The organism is Blautia sp. HA9023 (assembly GCF_056504095.1).
Genome location: NZ_JBWLUR010000001.1, coordinates 185,677 through 206,293 on the forward strand (window position 1 = coordinate 185,677; position 20,617 = coordinate 206,293).

19 protein-coding genes are annotated in these 20,617 nt (G+C 39.0%); 17 read left to right on the forward strand and 2 right to left on the reverse strand.

What is annotated here, in order from left to right; genetic code table 11:
- The 14 genes from AC04Q6_RS00815 to AC04Q6_RS00880 all read left to right on the forward strand — a co-directional run bounded on the left by AC04Q6_RS00815 (position 1) and on the right by AC04Q6_RS00880 (position 15,171).
- Positions 1-1,149 (forward strand): glycosyltransferase, encoded by a 1,149-nt coding sequence (locus tag AC04Q6_RS00815; RefSeq protein WP_476389439.1) that lies wholly within the window; start codon positions 1-3, stop codon positions 1,147-1,149.
- Positions 1,150-1,422: 273 nt separating this feature from the next.
- Positions 1,423-2,622, forward strand: coding sequence for a glycosyltransferase (locus AC04Q6_RS00820; RefSeq protein ID WP_476389440.1), 1,200 nt, complete (start codon positions 1,423-1,425; stop codon positions 2,620-2,622).
- A gap of 23 nt (positions 2,623-2,645) precedes the next feature.
- Positions 2,646-3,833 carry a radical SAM protein gene (locus tag AC04Q6_RS00825; RefSeq protein ID WP_476389441.1) on the forward strand — a complete coding sequence of 396 codons (1,188 nt, stop codon included), beginning with the start codon at positions 2,646-2,648 and terminating at the stop codon, positions 3,831-3,833.
- On the forward strand, positions 3,833-4,012 hold the full coding sequence (locus AC04Q6_RS00830; protein WP_476389442.1) for a hypothetical protein: 180 nt from the start codon (positions 3,833-3,835) through the stop codon (positions 4,010-4,012). Before AC04Q6_RS00825 ends, AC04Q6_RS00830 begins: the two co-directional genes overlap by 1 nt.
- A gap of 561 nt (positions 4,013-4,573) precedes the next feature.
- On the forward strand, positions 4,574-5,779 hold the full coding sequence (locus AC04Q6_RS00835; RefSeq protein ID WP_476389443.1) for an alkaline phosphatase family protein: 1,206 nt from the start codon (positions 4,574-4,576) through the stop codon (positions 5,777-5,779).
- A 24-nt stretch (positions 5,780-5,803) separates the two neighbouring features.
- Positions 5,804-6,781: a hypothetical protein gene (locus AC04Q6_RS00840; protein WP_476389444.1), complete on the forward strand. Its 978-nt coding sequence runs from the start codon at positions 5,804-5,806 to the stop codon at positions 6,779-6,781.
- 14 nt (positions 6,782-6,795) lie between these two features.
- Positions 6,796-7,410 carry a uridine kinase gene (gene udk, locus AC04Q6_RS00845; RefSeq protein WP_476389445.1) on the forward strand — a complete coding sequence of 205 codons (615 nt, stop codon included), beginning with the start codon at positions 6,796-6,798 and terminating at the stop codon, positions 7,408-7,410.
- A gap of 25 nt (positions 7,411-7,435) precedes the next feature.
- Complete coding sequence (locus tag AC04Q6_RS00850) at positions 7,436-8,347, forward strand: glycosyltransferase (RefSeq protein WP_476389446.1); 912 nt, start codon at positions 7,436-7,438, stop codon at positions 8,345-8,347.
- A gap of 11 nt (positions 8,348-8,358) precedes the next feature.
- On the forward strand, positions 8,359-9,381 hold the full coding sequence (locus AC04Q6_RS00855; protein ID WP_476389447.1) for a glycosyltransferase: 1,023 nt from the start codon (positions 8,359-8,361) through the stop codon (positions 9,379-9,381).
- 17 nt (positions 9,382-9,398) lie between these two features.
- Positions 9,399-10,514, forward strand: coding sequence for a polysaccharide pyruvyl transferase family protein (locus tag AC04Q6_RS00860; RefSeq protein ID WP_476389448.1), 1,116 nt, complete (start codon positions 9,399-9,401; stop codon positions 10,512-10,514).
- Positions 10,515-10,522: 8 nt separating this feature from the next.
- Positions 10,523-11,668 (forward strand): O-antigen ligase family protein, encoded by a 1,146-nt coding sequence (locus AC04Q6_RS00865; RefSeq protein WP_476389449.1) that lies wholly within the window; start codon positions 10,523-10,525, stop codon positions 11,666-11,668.
- Between the two features lie 347 nt (positions 11,669-12,015).
- Positions 12,016-13,467, forward strand: coding sequence for an oligosaccharide flippase family protein (locus tag AC04Q6_RS00870; protein ID WP_476389450.1), 1,452 nt, complete (start codon positions 12,016-12,018; stop codon positions 13,465-13,467).
- Positions 13,468-13,661: 194 nt separating this feature from the next.
- On the forward strand, positions 13,662-14,567 hold the full coding sequence (locus AC04Q6_RS00875) for a sugar phosphate nucleotidyltransferase (protein ID WP_476389451.1): 906 nt from the start codon (positions 13,662-13,664) through the stop codon (positions 14,565-14,567).
- Position 14,568: 1 nt separating this feature from the next.
- Positions 14,569-15,171: a VanZ family protein gene (locus AC04Q6_RS00880; protein ID WP_476389452.1), complete on the forward strand. Its 603-nt coding sequence runs from the start codon at positions 14,569-14,571 to the stop codon at positions 15,169-15,171.
- A 349-nt stretch (positions 15,172-15,520) separates the two neighbouring features.
- Here AC04Q6_RS00880 and istB read toward each other — a convergent pair whose 3' ends face one another.
- Together istB and istA are read right to left on the reverse strand one after the other, a co-directional pair.
- Positions 15,521-16,297, reverse strand: coding sequence for an IS21-like element helper ATPase IstB (istB, locus tag AC04Q6_RS00885; protein ID WP_118071980.1), 777 nt, complete (start codon positions 16,295-16,297; stop codon positions 15,521-15,523).
- 6 nt (positions 16,298-16,303) lie between these two features.
- Positions 16,304-17,842 (reverse strand): IS21 family transposase, encoded by a 1,539-nt coding sequence (istA, locus tag AC04Q6_RS00890; protein WP_118071979.1) that lies wholly within the window; start codon positions 17,840-17,842, stop codon positions 16,304-16,306.
- A gap of 170 nt (positions 17,843-18,012) precedes the next feature.
- Here istA and AC04Q6_RS00895 point away from each other — a divergent pair, with 170 nt between their 5' ends.
- The 3 genes from AC04Q6_RS00895 to AC04Q6_RS00905 all read left to right on the forward strand — a co-directional run bounded on the left by AC04Q6_RS00895 (position 18,013) and on the right by AC04Q6_RS00905 (position 20,520).
- On the forward strand, positions 18,013-19,305 hold the full coding sequence (locus AC04Q6_RS00895; RefSeq protein ID WP_476389453.1) for an RES domain-containing protein: 1,293 nt from the start codon (positions 18,013-18,015) through the stop codon (positions 19,303-19,305).
- A 70-nt stretch (positions 19,306-19,375) separates the two neighbouring features.
- Complete coding sequence (locus tag AC04Q6_RS00900) at positions 19,376-20,125, forward strand: phospholipase D-like domain-containing protein (protein ID WP_476389454.1); 750 nt, start codon at positions 19,376-19,378, stop codon at positions 20,123-20,125.
- Between the two features lie 65 nt (positions 20,126-20,190).
- A complete protein-coding gene (locus AC04Q6_RS00905; RefSeq protein ID WP_177290042.1) occupies positions 20,191-20,520 on the forward strand; it encodes a hypothetical protein in 330 nt (109 codons plus the stop codon).
- Positions 20,521-20,617 lie beyond the last annotated feature (97 nt).

Here is a 20,617-nt window from a genome sequence, read left to right on the forward strand (position 1 = left end):
ATGGAGAAAAAACTCAGAGTGGCGATGTTTGGTCAAAAACGTCTATCTCGAGAAGGCGGAATCGAAATCGTTGTAAAAGAGCTTTGTACCAGAATGGCACGTGATGGCTGCCAAGTGACTTGCTATAACAGGTCGGGACATCATGTGAGTGGCGCAGAGTATGATGAAAAAATTGAATATGAGGGAATTCGCCAGAAATCCGTTTTGACCATTGAGAAAAAAGGGTTGGCCGCTGTGTCCTCTTCCGCTTTTGCGGCGCTTTATAGTGCCTTAGGAAAATATGATGTAATCCATATTCACGCGGAGGGACCTGCATTTTTCGCGTGGCTGCCGAAGATGTTTGGAAAAAGAGTTGTTGTCACGGTTCACGGAATCGATTGGCAGCGAGAAAAATGGAAATCAGGTTTTGGATCGAAATTTATCCGTCAAGGTGAAAAAAATGCCGTGAAATATGCAGATGAGATTATTGTTCTGAGCAAAGGTGTCCAGGATTATTTCAAGAAAGTATATGGGCGTGAAACGAACTTTATTCCAAACGGTGTAAACAGACCGAAGCTTCGGGCAGCAGAACAGATTTCTGAAAAATTTGGCTTAAGCAAAGACTCTTACATTCTCTTTCTGGGCAGACTTGTTCCGGAAAAAGGAATCCGATATCTGATCGAAGCCTTTAAACAAGTGAAGACCGATAAAAAACTTGTGATTGCGGGTGGTTCCAGTGATACGGATTCTTTTGAAAGAGAATTGAAAGATTTGGCAAAGAATGATGAAAGAATCATATTCACAGGATTTGTGCAAGGAAGCCTGCTGGATGAGCTATACAGTAATGCCTATATTTATACGTTGCCTTCGGATCTTGAGGGAATGCCATTGAGTCTGTTGGAGGCGATGAGTTATGGAAATTGCTGCCTGGTGTCAGACATTCCGGAGTGTACAGAAGTCGTTGAAGATAAGGCGTTGATTTTCAAAAAATCGGATGTAAGCGATCTTTGGGAGAAATTGCAAGACGCTTGCAATCATCCGGAAAATGTCATGGAACTAAAAAAAGAGGCGGCAGACTTTATCTGCAAAAAGTATGACTGGGATGATGTTGTTGAAAAAACACGAGAACTGTATAGACGAAACAAGAGCGTGAATATTGATGATAGATAATCTCCTCTAACCGAACGCAGGTAGTGAGATGTACATAGTGAAAATGCCAGAAAAATAGCGTATTTACGGCACTTTTTGAGAGACGGATAGAGCTGCGAGAGCAGTTTTTATCTCGCCACCTAGGTTCAGCAACAGCAGATGATTTTATCATAAGAACTTTCAGTATCACTACCCGCGTTTGTATGGAGCACTCTGGTTTATGAACAATACATTGGAAGTGCTTCATCTGAACAGAGGTAGTGAAATAGAACATAAAATAAGGAGAAATATAACGTGAGGACGCTGATTTTGAATAAATTTCTGCACCGAAACGGCGGCAGCGAGACGTATATATTCAAATTGGGTGAGGCGCTGGAGCAGCACGGACACGAGGTTCAGTACTTCGGTATGGAGCATGAAGGCCGCTGCGTGGGCAACCGTGTCAATGCTTATACATCTGATATGGACTTCCACGGCGGTAGCAAACTGAGCAAGCTGACCTACCCGATCAAAACTATCTACAGCAAGGAAGCAAGAGAAAAATTAAGACTAGTACTAGATGACTTCAAGCCGGATGTCTGTCACTTGAACAATTTTAACTACCAACTGACTCCTTCCATCATTCTGGAAATCGTGAAGTGGCGGAAGGAGACCGGAAGGGATTGTAAAATCATCTTCACGGCGCATGACTACCAGCTTGTCTGTCCGAACCACATGCTGAACAATCCGAACACCCACCAGAACTGTGAGAAGTGCCTCGGCGGCCATTTCGTGAACTGCATGAAAGGCAAGTGCATCCACGGCTCCACGCCGAAGTCTGCCATCGGCATGATGGAGGCCGAGTTCTGGAAGTGGAAAGGGACTTACAAGTACATTGATACCATGATCTGCTGTTCTGAGTTCATGAAGAGCAAGATGGACAGCAATCCGCTGTTTGCGACGAAGACCGTGGCAATGCATAACTTCATCGATAAGGTGGAGTGGAAAGAGACTCCGAAGAAGGATTACGTCCTCTACTTCGGCCGCTTCTCTGAGGAGAAGGGCATTGGCACACTCATCAAGGTCTGTAAGGAGCTGCCGGATGTGCAGTTTATCTTCGCTGGTACTGGCCCGCTGGAAGAAACAGTAAATGGTATTAAGAACATCAAGAACGTTGGCTTCCAGAAAGGCGAGGCACTGGAGAAGCTGATCCGTGAGGCACGGTTCTCCATTTATCCTTCTGAGTGGTATGAGAATTGTCCGTTCTCCGTGATGGAATCCCAGATGTACGGCACGCCGGTGCTGGGTGCAAACATCGGCGGCATCCCGGAACTGATTCAGGTTGGCAAGACCGGCGAGCTGTTCGAGAGTGGTAATGCTGAAGATCTGAAGAAGAAGATCGAGAAGCTCTGGGGTGATAAGAAGCTGTGTGCGGAGTACAGTGCGAACTGTAAGGACATTAGCTTCGATACCATCGATGAGTATTACGAGAAAATTATGAAAGTTTATAGATAAAAAGAGAGATAGAGGTATTAAAAATGTCTAACACTAGCGAAAAGAAACTGAATGGTACTGTCATCGTCACTTATCGCTGCAACGCTCGTTGCTCCATGTGCAACCGTTATAAAGCACCTTCCAAGCCGGAAGAGGAAATCAGCATCGAAACCATCAAGAAGCTGCCAAAGATGTACTTTACCAATATTACCGGCGGCGAGCCGTTCATCCGTACCGACCTGAAGGATATCGTGCGCGAATTGTACAAGAAGTCTGACCGTATTGTTATTTCTACCAACGGTTTCTTCACAGACCGTATCGTTGACCTGTGCAAGGAGTTCCCGCAGATCGGTATTCGTATCTCTATCGAAGGTTTGGAGCAGACCAACAACGAGATCCGTGGTCTGCAGAACGGCTACCAGCGTGGTTACGGCACACTGAAAAAGCTGCGTGAAATGGGCATGAAGGATGTCGGCTTCGGTATGACTGTTCAGGACAAGAACGCTCCTGACCTGGTTCCTCTGTATAAGATTTCCGATGAGATGGGCATGGAGTTTGCTACGGCTTCTCTGCATAACAGCTTCTACTTCGTTGAGGCAAAGAACATCATCCATGACCGTCCTATGGTCGCAAAGAACTTCGAGAATCTGGTCAATGAACTGCTCCGTAGCAACAGCCCGAAGAAGTGGTTCCGTGCATACTTTAATCACGGTCTGATCAACTACATCTACGGCCAGAAGCGTCTGCTGCCTTGCGATATGAGCTTCGATACCTTCTTCATTGACCCGTATGGTGATGTTATGCCTTGCAATGGCACCAAGGATAAGGAAGTCATGGGCAACCTGAACAACCAGACTTGGGATGAGCTGTGGAACAGCTCGGAGGCTGAGAAAGTTCGTGCAAAAGTTCGCTGCTGTGACCGTGACTGTTGGATGATCGGCAGCGTAAGTCCTGCGATGCACAAGTACATCTGGAAGCCGGCTACCTGGGTTCTGGTTCACAAGTTCAAGGCTCTGTTCACCAAGCATCCGTACAGCATGTACGAGTTGAAAATCTGCCGTGACTACCGTGATGGAAAAGTTACCAAGGAAGAACTGGATAAGTGCAGCACCTGCGATATGAACTGTGTGATCAACAACGGTCTGAGCGAAGCATCCAAGGAACAGCTGAAGCACAAGACCGGCGAGGAAATCGTGGATGCCGATATCGCACAGCAGATGGAGACGAAGTAATGGAGAAGAAGGCACTAATTGTTGCAAATCTTGTCGGCTTTGCCTCTTTTCTTGTCCATGATATGCAGATTCCTATTGAGAAAGGCTATACGGTTACGTTTGCAGCAAATGCTAATAAATTGGAATGGTCAGATACAAAAGAAAAACTAGATGATCTGGGGGGTGCTTTGTTCAAATAGACTTTGATAGCACAAACCCTATGGCGCAAACAAATATTGTAGCCTATAAACAATTGAAGGCATTGCTGAAAGAAAATAATTTTCAAATTATTCATCATACTCCAATTGCAGGCATTTTTACGAGGCTGGCTGCACGGTCATACAGACGCTAAGGAACAAAAGTTATTTATACGACGCATGGTTTTGCATTGACTGAAAAGTCGTCAAAAAAGTCATGGTTGATTTTTTATACTGTTGAAAAATTTTGCTCGCTGTTTAGCGATGCAATTGTAACTATAAATAGAGAAGATTTTGCAAATGCAAAAAAGATGTTTTGCAAAAAGATCTTCTATATCAACGGTGTAGGAGTGGATACCTTAAAGTACAGAAATGTAAGGTATTTCTTTAAAAGCAATGCGAATATTTTAATGTAAATTGAGCCAAGAAACTAACGATTGATAATTTTTACGAATGTTTAGGAAATGTCGATTGAATATGAAAAATGTGTTTATACATGGTAAAAATCGAAAGAAATGATGATACTATATCATAAAATTACAGATTTATAGAAATGAGGTAATTATGGTACTTTTATTTTTTATGGATGGCGTTAAATATGACATGATGAAAGAATACATGCCTTTTTTAGCCTCTATCAATTCTAAACCATTAATGAGTGATTTTGGTTACTCGTGCGCATGCCATGCAACAATGTACACGAGCCGCTATATTGAGGAGCATGAGACGTGGTTTATTTGGAAACGCGGAGATAACTCTCCGTATAAATGGATTGATTATGTTCCCGGCTTAAAGTATATCAATTTTCTTCCTTTAAAACTTGTGCTCGGAAAGATAACTAGAAAATTGAGTAAAAACACATCGTATGCGGGTGTTTCTTGTTTGGTCAATCTTCCTTTGAAATATTGGTCGCTTTTTGAGCCTTGTGATAAAGTGATGTGGAATGATCCAGAATGGAAGAGTAATATTCCTAATATGTTTACTATTCTGAAAAAAAATAATATACCTCATCATGTGGTTGCACTGCATCGAGGAACACAAGCCGATGATGCATTTAAGGAAGAAAGCTGTGTTGACTATAAAAATGATAAGTTTGCTTATTTCTTTATCGGATACACAGATAATATGATGCATACATATGGTGAGAACGGTAAAGAAGTTCAGGAGTACTTTAAAAAGGTTGACGCTTTTATCAAGCAGACATATGAAAAGGCAAAGAAAGTTAATGACGATGTAACGGTTATTGCGTATTCGGATCATGGACACATTGATTTGGAAGAACCATATATTGATATTAATACTTATTTTAAACCGGAAGGCTTGAAGGTTAATAATTATATTCATCTAATCGAGTCCAATTATGCTCGTTTCTGGTTCCGTGATGAAGAAGAACGCAAGGAAGTTGAAAACGTAATTAATAAGATGGTTGATAAAGGACTCGGATTTGTGTTGGATGAAGAGTATCAGAAGAAATACCATCTGCAAGTGAATCCAAAGGAACATGGCGAACTGATTTTTTATTTGGCTGCGCCACATGAATTTACGAAGACAATATGGGGATTTGGTCATTCTGTAAAGTCAGGACATGGCTTTGAACCAACACTGCCAAAGCATTATGGAATCTTTTGCTCAAATAAACCGTTGGCAAATGACCGTAAGTTTGCATACCTTACAGATGTTTTGCCATCGGTTATGGCGCAGGTGGGGATTGACAGAACCGGGTATACATTGCGCGGTCAGAATATTGTGAATACAGAGAGAGCAGATTAATTTGTTTGGATGTGGAGGTCAGTAATGGACAAATCAGTTTATGAGAAAAAGTTGATAGACGAGGTGATTGCAAGTATTGAAAAATACGGTGGAAAAAGCTGCCTGTCATCCATTATTTTGACCGGCAGCTTTGGACGTAATGAACCGACATACAGCTTGGATTCTGACGGCGGGCTATCTTTGAAAAGCGATGTTGAAATCGCCTTGGTATTTCCAAAATTATCGAAAAAGAAACAAGTGGAAGAATTAATTAAAAATGTTTCTTCGGAGTTTATAGAAGATTTAAATCTAATGCCAATCAATGAAAATAGGGTGAGAAAGGCGTACAATTTTAACTTCACCTTGCGCGTTCCCAAATTTAAAACAATTTTTACATATGACTTGTTTAATGGTAGCCGAACGATTTGGGGCAGAGATTTTATTGGGGAGAAAGTAATTGCATTAGAGGATGTTGATCCGTATGAGGCAAAGCGTCTGGTTGCAAATCGAATTGGAGAGCTTACGTATTTACAGAATTCTTTAGAAACAGAAAAAAAGAGTTACTTTCGAATCCAGTGGAAGGGAAAACTGATTCTTGCTATCGTTAGTGCATGGTTGATTTGCGAGGGAACATATGTATCTTCGTATCATGGGCAATACGACAAGGTAAAAGTGCACGCAGATGAAATAGAATCTTTGCTAGGAGAGAGTTTCCTCGCAGAATATGAGAGAGTATTTGCGTTCCTGCGAGAAAATGGAGACATCTATGAGGCCCCTGATAAGCATTTGGAAAACTATGTAAGAAGGATGGACTCATATTTTGGCGGAAAGAAACTCGACAGACCAAAGGTTAATAGTGTTAGTAGAATTTTGAAGTACATGAGTAAGTATATGAGAACAAAAAAGCAGTATGGAATCTTTCGATTTGAAAACCATATCCTGCAAGCATTGATTACGGATTACTCTTGTAAAGACGTGCGATTAAACGAGGATGCTGAGGTTTGGCATAGGGTTCTATATTAAGAAAGGAATAGCAAATGGATTGCATAGTAATTGGAGTTGCAGGGGGAACAGGATCTGGGAAATCCACCTTTACAAATAGATTAAAAAATGTATTTGGAGATTCAATAACAGTAGTATATCAGGATAATTACTATAAGTGTAGAGATAATATATCGTTTGAAGAACGGAAGAAAATAAACTATGACCATCCAGATGCTTTAGAAACAGATCTTTTAGTAAAACATATCCAGATGCTAAAAGCAGGACAAGCAGTGGATTGTCCAGTATATGATTATTCACGACATAACCGATCAAATAAGACAATCAGGATAGAGGCAAGGAAGGTTATAATTGTTGAAGGAATCCTTGTATTGCAAGATGAGGCATTGAGAAATCTACTAGATATTAAGATATATGTCGAGGCCGATGCAGATGAACGAATTATGCGTAGAGCTATTCGTGATATGAAAGAGCGTGGGCGGGATTTAGAAGGGATTTTTGAGCAATATATTACCACAGTAAAGCCGATGCACTATCGATACGTTGAACCTACAAAAGCAATGGCAGATATCGTAATCAATAGTGGCATGAATGACGTGGCCTTTGACATGGTAAAAACGAAAATTGAGAATCAAATGAAGGTTCTTTGAAATACTGGAAGCGTTGGGTATAATAATGAGCAGAGTAAGTGTAATAGTACCAGTATATAATGCAAAAGATTATATTATTCGGTGCATTGATAGTATTCTTGAACAGACTTTCAAGGATATAGAATTGATTTTAATTGATGATGGTTCTACAGATGGCAGTGAATTAATTTGTGACAGATATAAGAGTAATAATACGGTGAAGGTTATTCATCAAGAAAATAGAGGGGTGTCATCTGCAAGAAATCGAGGATTAGAGGTAGCCACGGGGACGTATGTAGCTTTTGTTGATAGCGATGATTATTTGGAAAAGAATATGCTTCAACAGATGCTTGGTGGATTAGCTAGTTCAGATTTAGTCATGTGCGGATATTATAAAGAAAATAAACGTTATCAGGGTGTAACGGAGAGAAAAATAGTAAATAAAGTTGATGCAATGATGAATGTTATGCAGAATGACGGATTTAAAGGATTTCTGTGGAATAAACTATTTAAAAGGTCAATAATCGAAAAAAATAAATTGATGTTTTCGGATAATATACATATGTGTGAAGATTTGCTCTATTGTGCAAAATACATTAATGTATGCAATAGTGTGTGTTTGCTTCCTGATTTATTATATCATTATATGGATAATGAGAATGGTGTGTCAAACAGCACTTTTAACGAAAAACAGATGTCTGTAATTGAGGCATACAATGAACTATTAATGATAAATGTTATAAAAAAAAATAGATCTGTTTGTTATGAAGTGAAAAACAGAAAAGTTAAACATTGTTTATCTTTGTGGGGACGACTTTGCCATAAAGAAAAAACGATAAAAAATATGTATATTCCAACGATTAAAGGCGAGATAAAACAGTCAGATTGGACATTCTTATGGGCTAAGGGATATGGACTCAAATATAAAATGCTGTATTTCGCCTTGAAAATCGCGTGAGGAGAAATAGCATGGTTAGTTTTATAATCCCAGTTTATAATGGTGAAAAATATATAAAAAGATGTATTTCGAGCATTATAAACAGTATAAAGAGCAATTCTGATTATGAAATAATAGTCGTGAATGATGGCTCAAAAGATGCAACAAAAGAAATAATTGAAGAAATAAAAACAAACAGTAAGGCTGTTAAGACTATTCATCAAAAGAATGCAGGCGTAAGTTTAGCTCGAGAAAAAGGGATACAAGCGGCATCTGGAGAATGGATCGTTTTTGTGGATGCGGATGACATAGTAACAAATGATATAGTGTCCATTATCTCGGAATATGGAAGTAGAGCAGATTGGTTAGTGTTTAGTGGAAATGTAAAAGATGTGAATGTTCTAGATTCTTCACAATTGGAAGTTAAAGAGAAGATCTTAATGGCGATATTAAATCAAAGTGAAGATCCTGTATTGAAGAATATTCATCTGAACACGGTGTGGTCTAAGGCGTATAGAAAAGATTTGATAAAGAAAAATTCAATAGTCTTTGAAACAAAAGTATATCATGGTGAAGATATGCTATACAATATTGACTATATGGAAAATTGCAAAAGTGTTTATTGCATTGGAATATCTGTATATACACTCTGTGCAAATAACATGTCAGCTACGCAAAGATTTCATAAGAACTGTGTTCAAAATGACATGCTTTTTTTAAATCAACTTGAATTGAGAAATATATGCGGGGATAGTGTAGAAATGTTAGAAGCATTTCAAAGAATTGCACTGAATGGTATATGGATTAGTATGGGACAATATTTTGCACATCCGGATAATAAAAAGTCGAGGCATACTAAGATAGTAGAACTTGCAGAATTTCTCAATACCGAGCCGTACAGAATGTCTATAAAGCATTGTTCGATAGAAAGAAATACGATAAGAAGAATTATATTTAATATGTTGAATTTCCATATGTATTCTCTTGTTCTAAATTTTATGATTATTATGAGAAAGCAAAAAAAGAGTGAACAAGGAAATATGAAAGAAATTTAAAGAGAGGAAATGCTGCAATGAAAAAAATAGGAATAATCACATTTCATGCATCAAATAATTGCGGGTCAATGCTTCAAGCATACGCGCTTCAAAAGGTGATTCAAAATCGATATAAAGCTGTATGTGAAATTATAGATTTTTCTAATAGTGAGCAGAAAAGAATGTATTCGGTGTTATATAAACCGAAACGGATGAAAGATATATTTAGAAATATGCTAAATCTCCTTTTTTATCGACAGATTCAAAGACACAACAATGACTACGCAAGATTTAAGGATAATAATCTTTGCTTATCTAAGAAACAATACTCGACATTGCAAGAACTAGAACGGGAAGATTTTCCATATGATACTTATATTGCGGGAAGCGATCAGGTTTGGAATATTAATGCGCAGGATTTTGATGATGCATATTTCTTGCCATTTGTAAAGAAGGGTAAGAAGATTGCATATGCAGTAAGTTTGGGTGCAACGAATCCTAACTATAGTAAAGAAAGAGAAAAGTATTCGAAATATGTAGGGGACTTTACTGGAATATCTGTTCGGGAGAAAAATGCCCAAAAGTGGATTCGAGAGTTGGCAAATAAGGATGTGAATATTTGTGTTGATCCGACTTTGCTTTTATCTACAGATGAATGGGAAACAATTACTGGTGAGCGGGAAATTAAAGGTAGATATATATTTTGGTATACAATGATATATAAAAAGGAAATAAGTGATATTGTTCAACAGGTTAGCAAAAAATATGGTATGCCGGTTTATGTTATGGATGCGAAGGAATGGTCACGCCGCGCACTGTATTTGAAAGGTATAAAATTGGCTCACAATGGGGGACCGAGTTCGTACCTTTCATTAGTGAAAAATGCAGAAATTGTTCTAACTTCATCTTTTCATGGTACAGTGTTCTGCAATGTGTTTAAAAAGAATTTTTGGTATATAAATATTCATGACAAAGATACAAATGATGATAGAGCATCTTTTTTACTATCGCAGCTTGGATTATCTGATCGATATATTAGGAAAAGCGAAGTGCTGAAAATGGATTTAATGACACTACCTGTATATCCTGAGAAATCGCCAATAAATTCTACAGTGAAGGAATCGCTTGAATTTTTGGACTCTTTCTGTTTTTGAGGTGGTCTATGAGAATTAAAAAGCAATATATAAAATATCTTTTATGCCTAGCTCCTTTTCTGCTGTCGGCGATTGTCTATGTTCAGCTTAACGCTTCTTTTGCGAATATACTATTATTTTTGAAAATGATTGCTTTTATATATATATTGTGTGAACATTTAAGGTCCATGAGCCTTACCAAACTTGACTTTTCATTTGCCATATATTTTTTTATTTGGCTATTTTCGATAATAATAAATGGAGAAAGTGTAATTGATTATTTTAAGGAAGCTGTTGTAATTTTGTCATTTGTATTCTTAATAGAAAATGCGTTTGATAATGCAAGTGACAAATATCTGATACAAGCATTTGAACACATATTTTTTGGAGAGCTAGTTGTCAATCTGATATGCTTAATTGTTTACCCAGATGGCTTGTGGAAAACGTATTCGATATACGGACAAGAAGCAATCTATTCATTCTTGGGGTTAGATAACCAGGTTACACCTCTTTTAATCGTTGCAGAACTGATACTTTTAGTAAGGGTTCTTTATGACGGAAAAAGAATTACTCGGTTTTCTGCACTTTATGGAATTGTCCTAGCTGCGAATTTGTTTTTTATGATGTCAGCTACTGGTGTTATAGGATGTTTAATTATTCCTGTTGTGCTATGGCTGGGGGTTAAATACAGAAAGCAAATTAATATAAAAATGATATTGGGTGTGGTAATTGCCATATTTTTAGTGGTTGTTGTATTTAGACTGCAGAATATTTTTGCATTTATAATTGAAGGCGTCTTTCACAAGGATTTGAGTTTGTCGAACAGGGTTGGTATTTGGGATAGAGCTATTGCAGAGTTTAGGAAAAAGCCGCTTTTGGGATCGGGATGTGGTACATTGGCTGCAACTGTAGGTGACAGAAATGCACATGATTTCTACTTGCAAATATTATTGCAATCCGGTGTGATTGGCTTCCTTGCATATGTTAATGTCTTTCGTGTAGCGTTGTCTAAATGCTGGAAAACGCGATATTCGGATGCATCGCTGATCGTTGCGGCTACTCTGTGTGGCTATTTGATTTGTTGTATATCAGAAGTATATAGTCAGTCTTGGTTGAGTATTATACTAGCTATAGCTTATAATGTGATTATTATTTCTCAGAAAAAGATTTCTTAAGTCGTATTCAGAGAAATTTAGACAAATTTGTTTGTGATAATTAATTATTTGAGTAAGTATGTACTGTGACTTGTGAGAAGGTTGGCGAAGATAAAAATAAGATTTCGTGTGGATATAATTATGGCGTTTTAGAGTTGATTTAAGCGCATTCCGCTATTAGTTCTTGAAAGCTCATTTTGATTATATCACATGGTAGCTAGGCGTATGATGACTTTATTAGAATAGCATATGATTAAAGAGTGGTTTGAACTATTTCTTCAGTATGTTCTAATATCTATAAAATGTTATTATTGATAGATGTTGATATTTAAAGCAGGTTGAAATGCATAGAATAAGGGAGTAGATATATGGGAACAATTCAAAAAAATTTTCTATATAATATAGTATATCAAATTTTAGTTATTTTATTGCCTCTAATTACGGCCCCCTACATATCAAGAACTCTCGGTGCAACGGCAGTTGGAGTATACTCTTACACAAATTCTGTCGCGTATTATTTTCTGATGGTTGGAATGTTGGGAATTGCAAATCATGGAAATAGGAGTGTTGCGGCCGCAAGAGATGATCAGGAAAAATTGAATAACACATTTAGTGGTATATTTTATTTACAAGCTTTTACGTTTTCAGTAGCAATAGTCTCGTATGTATTGTATATTCTGATTTGTGTTAAAAACAATAGAATTATTGCTTCATTACAGTTACTTTATGTTCTGTCAGGTCTTTTTGATATAAGTTGGCTTTTTTTTGGACTTGAAAAATTTAAATTAACAGTAACTAGGAATATGATAATAAAGCTATGTACAGTTTTGTGCATGTTTGTTTTTGTTCATAGCCCTTCTGATCTTTGGAAATATACTCTTCTAATGTCTGCAGGGACACTGCTGAGCCAGTTATATTTATGGACCTATGTGAGAAAGTATGTTAGGCTTGTGAAGGTGCCGGTTCGAGATATTCTTGTACACTTAAAGCCGGTATTAGTTTTGTTTGTCCCGGTTTTAGCATACAGTATATATAAAGTGATGGACAAAATAATGCTTGGTAATATTGCTTCATATGCTGACGTTGGGTATTATCAAAATGCAGAAAAAATAATAAATATTCCGATGGGCATTATTACAGCTCTTGGGACAGTAATGCTTCCTCGTATGTCGAATGTCATTGCAAACGGTGATAAGAATAAAACAAGTCAGTATATACGTGTTTCGATTAAATTGGTTACCGTTCTGTGTTCAGCTATAGCATTTGGGCTTATGGGAATAAGTGAAGTACTTGCACCGGTTTATTTGGGTGAAGAATTTTCACCCTGCGCACCTATTATTTCTTTACTATCTGTAACAGTGTTCTTTATAGCGTGGGCTAATGTCGTGCGAACACAATACTTGATTCCAAATCACTATGATAAAATATACTTGATTTCTTCAACTACGGGAGCGGTTGTTAATTTGGTTATTAATTATATGTTGATACCACAATTTAAATCAAATGGTGCGGCACTAGGAACAATTGCTGCTGAATTTAGTGTTATGGTTATCCAATTGTTTGCTGTTCGGAAAGATATTCCGGTTATAAAGTATATTGCTCAATATTTCCCTGTATTAGTCTCGGGATTTTTTATGATGTGCATTGTTAGAAATATAGGTGCTTATTTAGGAAACAGCATTCTTACGCTAGTTATTCAAGTTGGAATGGGTGGAATTGTTTTATGTATTCTTGTATTTTTCTTTTTTATGATTAGTAAGGATGAAATGTGGATCATGATTAAAAATATGATTTGTAATACTTTGAAAATTAAGAAATAGTAGAATGGTGAGAAGAAAACTTGAATGAGTGAAATTGTTTTTATGCAAACCATATGGAACAGTGCTAATGCACAGAAAGCAATCAAACAATAGAGCACATTTTTGTCCTTTATTATGCTTTGTTTGGAAAAAGCATAATAAAGAAAGTAAGGTGTGTCCAATTAAGGCAGCAAAAGCACAATAAGAGGAGAGATATGAACACAACATTACTAATTATGGCAGCCGGAATCGGCAGCCGATTTGGAACAGGAATCAAACAGTTGGAGCCGGTGGATGCTTCCGATCATATCATTATGGACTACTCGATTCATGATGCAATTGAGGCAGGCTTCAATCATGTAGTATTTATTATCCGCAAGGATATTGAGAAAGAATTCAAAGAGGTCATCGGTGACCGGATTGCCTCCATTTGCGCTTCTCATGATGTAACTGTGGACTACGCTTTCCAGGATATTAACGATATTCCAGGAGAACTTCCGGCAGGCCGGACAAAGCCGTGGGGAACGGGTCAGGCTGTGCTTGCAGCAAAGAGCGTGATCGATACCCCGTTCATTGTGATCAACGCAGATGATTATTATGGAAAAGAAGGCTTCAAAGCTGTCCATGCCTACCTGGTAAATGGTGGAAAGTCTTGCATGGCGGGCTTTGTGCTGAAGAACACGCTGTCTGATAACGGTGGTGTAACCCGCGGTATCTGCAAGATGGACGCAGAGAATAATTTGACCGAGGTTGTTGAGACTACGAACATCGTAAAAACTGTGAACGGCGCAGAGGCAGATGGTGTGGCTATCGATACAGATTCTCTGGTTTCCATGAATATGTGGGGATTAACTCCTGATTTTCTAGATGTTCTGGAGGAAGGTTTCAAAGAGTTCTTTGAGAAGGAAGTGCCGGGTAATCCGCTAAAGGCAGAGTATCTGATCCCTACCTTCATCGGTGAACTGTTGGAGCAGGGTAAAATGTCCGTGAAGGTTCTGAAAACCAACGATACCTGGTATGGCATGACCTATCACGAGGATGTCGCAGCAGTAAAGGACAGCTTCAAGAAGATGCTTGAGAATGGTGTGTACAAAGCAGACCTTTTCAGTGACTTGAAATAAGATGATCAAAGTATTTACGAAAATCCTCACCAACGTCCTGACAGCCCTCTACCAGCCGTTTGGTTTTTCACTGCTCCTCTCGTTTTTCATTCTCTTTTTCTACCTATACGCATATCAACCTTCCAATGCCGGTAAAGGTTGGAAAGAAGCAACGCTGACATGGTTCAGAACGTTCAAAGAGGATAAGTTCTTCAGGAAGTTGTTCCTACTGGTGTTCGTGACTTCGATGATCTTATTTAGAACATTACTGAATCGGAACTTGTGGATGAACCCATTGTCCGACGTTATGGGCGGATGGGGCATCTGGGAGACAGTGAATGGCGAACAGAAGCTGACCACTGAGTGTATTGAGAATGTGATCATGATGGTGCCGTTTTCAGCAGTAGTGCTGTGGACATTCGGAGAGAAGATAGGAAACGGCTGGAAGAAAATACTGTGGCAAAGCGGGAAGATAGCATTTATCTTTTCTGTAAGCATTGAGATGCTGCAATTATTGCTTCGCTTGGGAACATTCCAGCTATCGGACATCTTCTATAACACAGTGGGTGGAATGATTGGCGGATTGATGTATTGTGCAGTGATGAAGGCAAAAAAGCGCATGTAAAATTGGATGAAATTGTGATATACTGGGAGCGGAAGCTCCCTACGCTACTCTGATAATTACACACCTCTTCGTGGCGAGCAGCAGGCAACGATTTATTATGATCGGCGAAGATGTGAGAAAAAATGTAGATAAAAAGGAAAAACCTTTAAAAATAAATAGAGGGATATGAATGACAAAAAGATTAGATGAGGACTCCATTCATCCTTCGGAAACAGCCTATGATCAAGCTATAAAAAGAATGGAAGAGCGAGAAGCACGCATTGAATATTCTCGTGCGATGAAATCGCACTTCCGGAAATTTGGGAATCAGATGTCCGGAAGTGGAAATCACCTGTGTAATTATGCGAGTTTACTCGCGTAGTGCTTTATCCAAGCCATATACCTCACGCATTGATCTATCATGTTCAGCATCAATGCTCGTGATATTTATTCGATAGCTGTCGTGGGCAATACGATCAATGATCGCATCTGCCAGAGGACTGTCACCACCGCCGAGCTGCTCATACCATTCCTCAAATGCATACTGGGAGCAGAAAATCGTTGAAGATTTCTTACGTCTCCTATGAAGCAGTTCGAAGATATCCCTTTGTTCTGCATTCGTCGGTTTCAAGAGAAGCCACTCATCCAGAATCAGGACAACTGGATTTGCATACTTCGCCATGACTTTTTTGTAGTTACCATCTGTCCGTGCTGTCTCCAGATCAATAAGCAGATCAGGAAGACGGACATACTTGGTATTGAAATACTGCTTACAAGCCTCCATACCAAAGGCGCAGGCCATGTAAGTTTTACCACAGCCTGTAGCGCCGGTGATAAAAAGATTCCGGTGTTCAGATATATATTCGCAAGTTGCAAGTCGGTTAATAAGACCCTTGTTAAGCTTGCGTCCGGAAGTGTAATTGATATCCATGATACTTGCTTCCGGTTGGTCGAATCCAGCATTACGGATCAATCGTTTCTGACGATTATTCTTACGATTACTGTATTCGATGTCCACCAGCATACCAAAACGGTCCTCGAATGGTACGTCTTTAAATTTCGTATCATCCAGCTGGTTGCGGAACGCATCTGCCATAGTAGTAAGGCGCATTTCAATTAATTTATCTATTGTACTCTGATTCGTCATATATGTTTACCTCCGATAGTAATCGGCACCTCTTGTGATGCCGTGTGCTTTATGTGTAGTCTTGGATTCAGTAGTTTCTGATTCCGGTTTTACAGAACCTGTTACAAGGATGTTTTTAATACTCTTATAACTGGGTGAAGCTGTATAAGATAGTGCCTTTTTACAGGCTGCTTCAAACAATGCATCTGAGTATTTCTCTGCAAGCTTCAGAAGCCCCATACAACTTCGGTAGGTCTGTTGTTCCACACGTTTGGAGGTCAGTATCGCATTGACCACAGTGTACGTATTTATGCCAATCCGTTCAGCCCATTTGCGGAACCTGTCGCCGTTCCATTCCAGATATTTCTGGTGGTCTTCCGGCATATGTTCCGTGACAGTGCTGTACTTCCCAGGACGCCCCTTCAGACGGCGGTGGGAAGCAATGCGGTTATGATTGTAAAAAATTTCAATAGTGGTATCTGTTATCTTGACATCAACTTTCTTTTTGATGTATTCATAGGGAACTGAGTATAGCATTCCGTCCACAGATATGTGATAATTGAACTGGACGGTGGCTGTTTTCCAGTCGCTCAGTTCAAAACGGGTAGCAGGTAATGGTGCCAGCAATGGTTTTTCTTCCTCAAGAAATAAGCTTCGCCGACTACCCTCTTTCTTCTGAAAGAGCCTTTGGTTGAACAGTTCTAGCTTATCTTTTATTGCACGGTTTAATTCTGCAAGGGAAAAGAACTGTTCATCCCGAAGTGCTGCTGTTATCCAGGTAGAGATATTTCCTACCGTTCCTTCAGCATTCGGCTTATCCTTGGGAGCTCTGACACGAGCCGGAATAATAGCGGTGCAATAATGTTCAGCTAGTTCCTGATAAGTTTCATTGATCTGCTGGTCTTTCCATCCCCCATTGTGAATAACTGCGGTTTTGCAGTTATCCGGTACGAGGATTCTGGCAACACCGCCAAAGTACTCATACATATGGACATGAGCATTGATCCATGATCTCTGCTTCATATCCAGAAATGCTTCCACATATGCATACTGACTGTAAGTCATTACACCTACAAAGATGTAAGATTTTAAGATTTCACCAGTGTCAGGATCAATAATTGTTGCCGGATCACCAGCCCAGTCAACCTCAACCTGTTCGCCGGGTTTACGGTTGATATGCATGGTAGCACGATGTTTCTGCTCATCCTGTTGGATGTGATAGCAGAATTGTGAATACATGAGTGGTTCTTCACCGTTGGCACGGCAATCCTCTATGTACTCAGTCCATAAGAGCTTTTTGGTGACTCCATTACGGAGCAGTTCCTTACGGATGTAAGCGTAGTCGGGCATCTTCTTACTGGCAGATACCTTGCTCTCTTTCGAGAACATGAGCTTTTGAAGCTCTGTGTCGGTCATTGATTCATCAAGAGGCCAAGAGATATTTAGTTCTCTGGCACGTTTTTGAACTTTGACGACAGTTTTTTGTGAAACACCACAGCTTGCCATGATGTTACGTTGTGAGAATCCCAATCCGGTAAGCCGGATGATTTCTCGATATTTGGTCATAATCGTGACCTCCTCATAATGAATTTACACTAAAAGTGCATAACATCATTATAAGGGTTTAGGAAAAATGTGATTCCATTTTTGCCGGAATCGTGATTCCCTAAAAAACGGAACATTGATTTCCATACGCCGGACAGGTGATGGATTTCACCCCGGATTATTCACGCATTTTGAACAGTCCAACAATGCAAGTGGCTGCCAGTGTTGCAGAACAAATAAGAGTACAACAGGCACCGCTTATTCAAGCATTGCAACCATATCATAATTTGATGGAGCAAAATAGTTTGGGGCTTTCCGCTGCAACTGCATCTTTATCTGCTGTGGCACAAACATTGGTTCCAGATGATGCCATGAGTTCTATGACAGGAACATTGAATGCTGTAGCTACGGTTATGCAGCCCTATCGAGATATAAATCCATTTAACTCAGGTGTTCTTGCTGCATTTGAGACGGCAACAATAACACCTGAATTGCGAGAATTTCGGACACAGTTTGAAGGTAATGTTCAAGCAATGGGCAGCGGATTGTCTGCCATTTCTGATTATATAGGTGGATTGACATCACAGTGGGATAATGCGCTTGCTTTAAATGATGTGCTAGAGCGTAGTATTGCAGCACAGAATTTTGCTGTAGTAAGGATGCTGCCAAATTATGCTGACTTGGAATTGCCACGGGGCAGTAAAAAAGTATTAAAGTCTTTGACCAAAACGACTGCCAAAAAGCTGTTGCAGTCTGATAAAATTCGGTTTGATCCGAAAGAAAAGGACTTTTACCATAAAGACTCTCCAGACGTTAAGTTATCAGCAGATCAGATTACTGTGGTAGAAAGCTCACTGGAACTGTTTGAAGAATTTTCGCTTGATAGCTTAGTATCTTTTGAAAGTAAACTGGAACAGAATTATGCATTTGCGTTACAACATCCGGTAGGTGCCAGGATATTTGAAATGCTTAAGAACTGGAATCATTTCATCAGTTTTGAGAACATTACATATTACCATGCAAGGATATTAGGCGAACATCAGCGTCCATATCATGATTCTGAGATGATGAAAGCACCTACAAATGTTTCAGCACACGGTCGCTATAATGAGGTAGGAAGAAGTTGCTATTATATCGCCGAAGATAAGGAAGGTGCATTAAAGGAAATCTATAAGCACAGTGGAGGAACAAAACCTCGTGTGCAAGTAATCGGACTCAAAGCTGTAAAACCTGTTAAATTATTGGATCTGTCAGGAGAAGCAAAGAAAACAAATCGTTTCATTGAGCATATGAGATTTACCGTAGAAAATGAAACGGGTAAAACAGTACATGAATATCTACTTCCTAATTATGTTGCATCATGTTGCAAGGAAATAGGAATTGATGGAATCAGATATAGAAGCACTGGATATAACTGCTGTGTTCTTTGGAAGGATGACTATTTTGAATATGCAGAAGGCAGCAGAGAAGTAATACCAGAGTAAGAAGAATATATATAAGCGAATATAGAATGGAACCTTGATATAAAAAATCTGAAGGATTGGAGGATAAGGTATGAATTCAGGTGCACTGAAACGGACATTAGTTGCAGATTTACAATATGACCCTAAGTTTTCGGATTGTAAAGACGAAGTGTTTCCGATAATTAGCAGAAGTACAATTAACTGTGTTCCACAATGGAAATTTGCAACAAGATCAAATCAACACTGGGAAAATGTTGAAATTCGAGTGCCAATTCCTTTGATGACTAAAGCAACAGAGCTAAAAGATAAAATCGATAGACTGGTATATTATGTTTACGAAGAAGATGATGAATACGCCATTCAAGATGTGGAACTCAGACCACAGATAATATATTCTGATATTGAGCCGGAAGTATCAAATGATGTTGAGTTCGATAGAATTCAGGATGTTTTAATACAAGGAATTAGAGATGCGAAGTATTTGATTTGGGTTGCTGTTGCATGGTTCTCTAATGAGGTTTTGTATCAGGAATTATTAAAGAAGAAGCAAAACGGTATACACATACGGATCATTATTTCAGATGAAGATTCAAATCAAAACCTATTGCAAGGATTAAAAGAAAACTTTGAATGTGTTGTTGTTCCGCGTTCTGGTGTGTGGGGAACAAATCGTATGCATGATAAGTTCTGTATTGTGGACTTAGATTATATCATGCATGGATCTTATAATTGGACGAAGGCCGCTAATTATAATGGAGAAACATTGGTAACAACGGTTGACCGTGATTTGGTAAAAAAATTCGCAGATGAATTTTTGAAAATATATAATGAAAATAAATGAGATATTAGTTCAGTATCTCTACAGTGTTATACTTAAACCACTAAAAAGGAAAGAGGTTATCACCTATGCCCAGAACAAAAGGCAGCAAAAACCGTCCCAAAACTACCCATACCGACTACGCATCTCAGATCACGGAGAAGCAGGAATCTATCACTTCCCTGACTGCTGAGATTTCATCCATCACCGCAAACATTGACACTTTGAAGGCTGATCTGAAAGAGAAGAAGACTGCTCTGAAGAAGGCCGAAAAAGAAGTGGCATCCCTGGAATCGAAGAAGGCAAAGGCAGATGCTAAGGCCGCTGAAGAAGCGAAGAAGACCGAAGCAGAGGCTGTGCTGAAGAAGCTGCTGGCCAGCGGCATGAGTGCGGATGAAATCCTCGAAAAACTGAAATAAGATCGGCCGTGTGGACAAACTGAACTCCAGAAGTTCACACGGTTTTTTTGAAGGTTGCTATATAGTTTATAACGGAAATAAAAGAAATGGAGTGTGA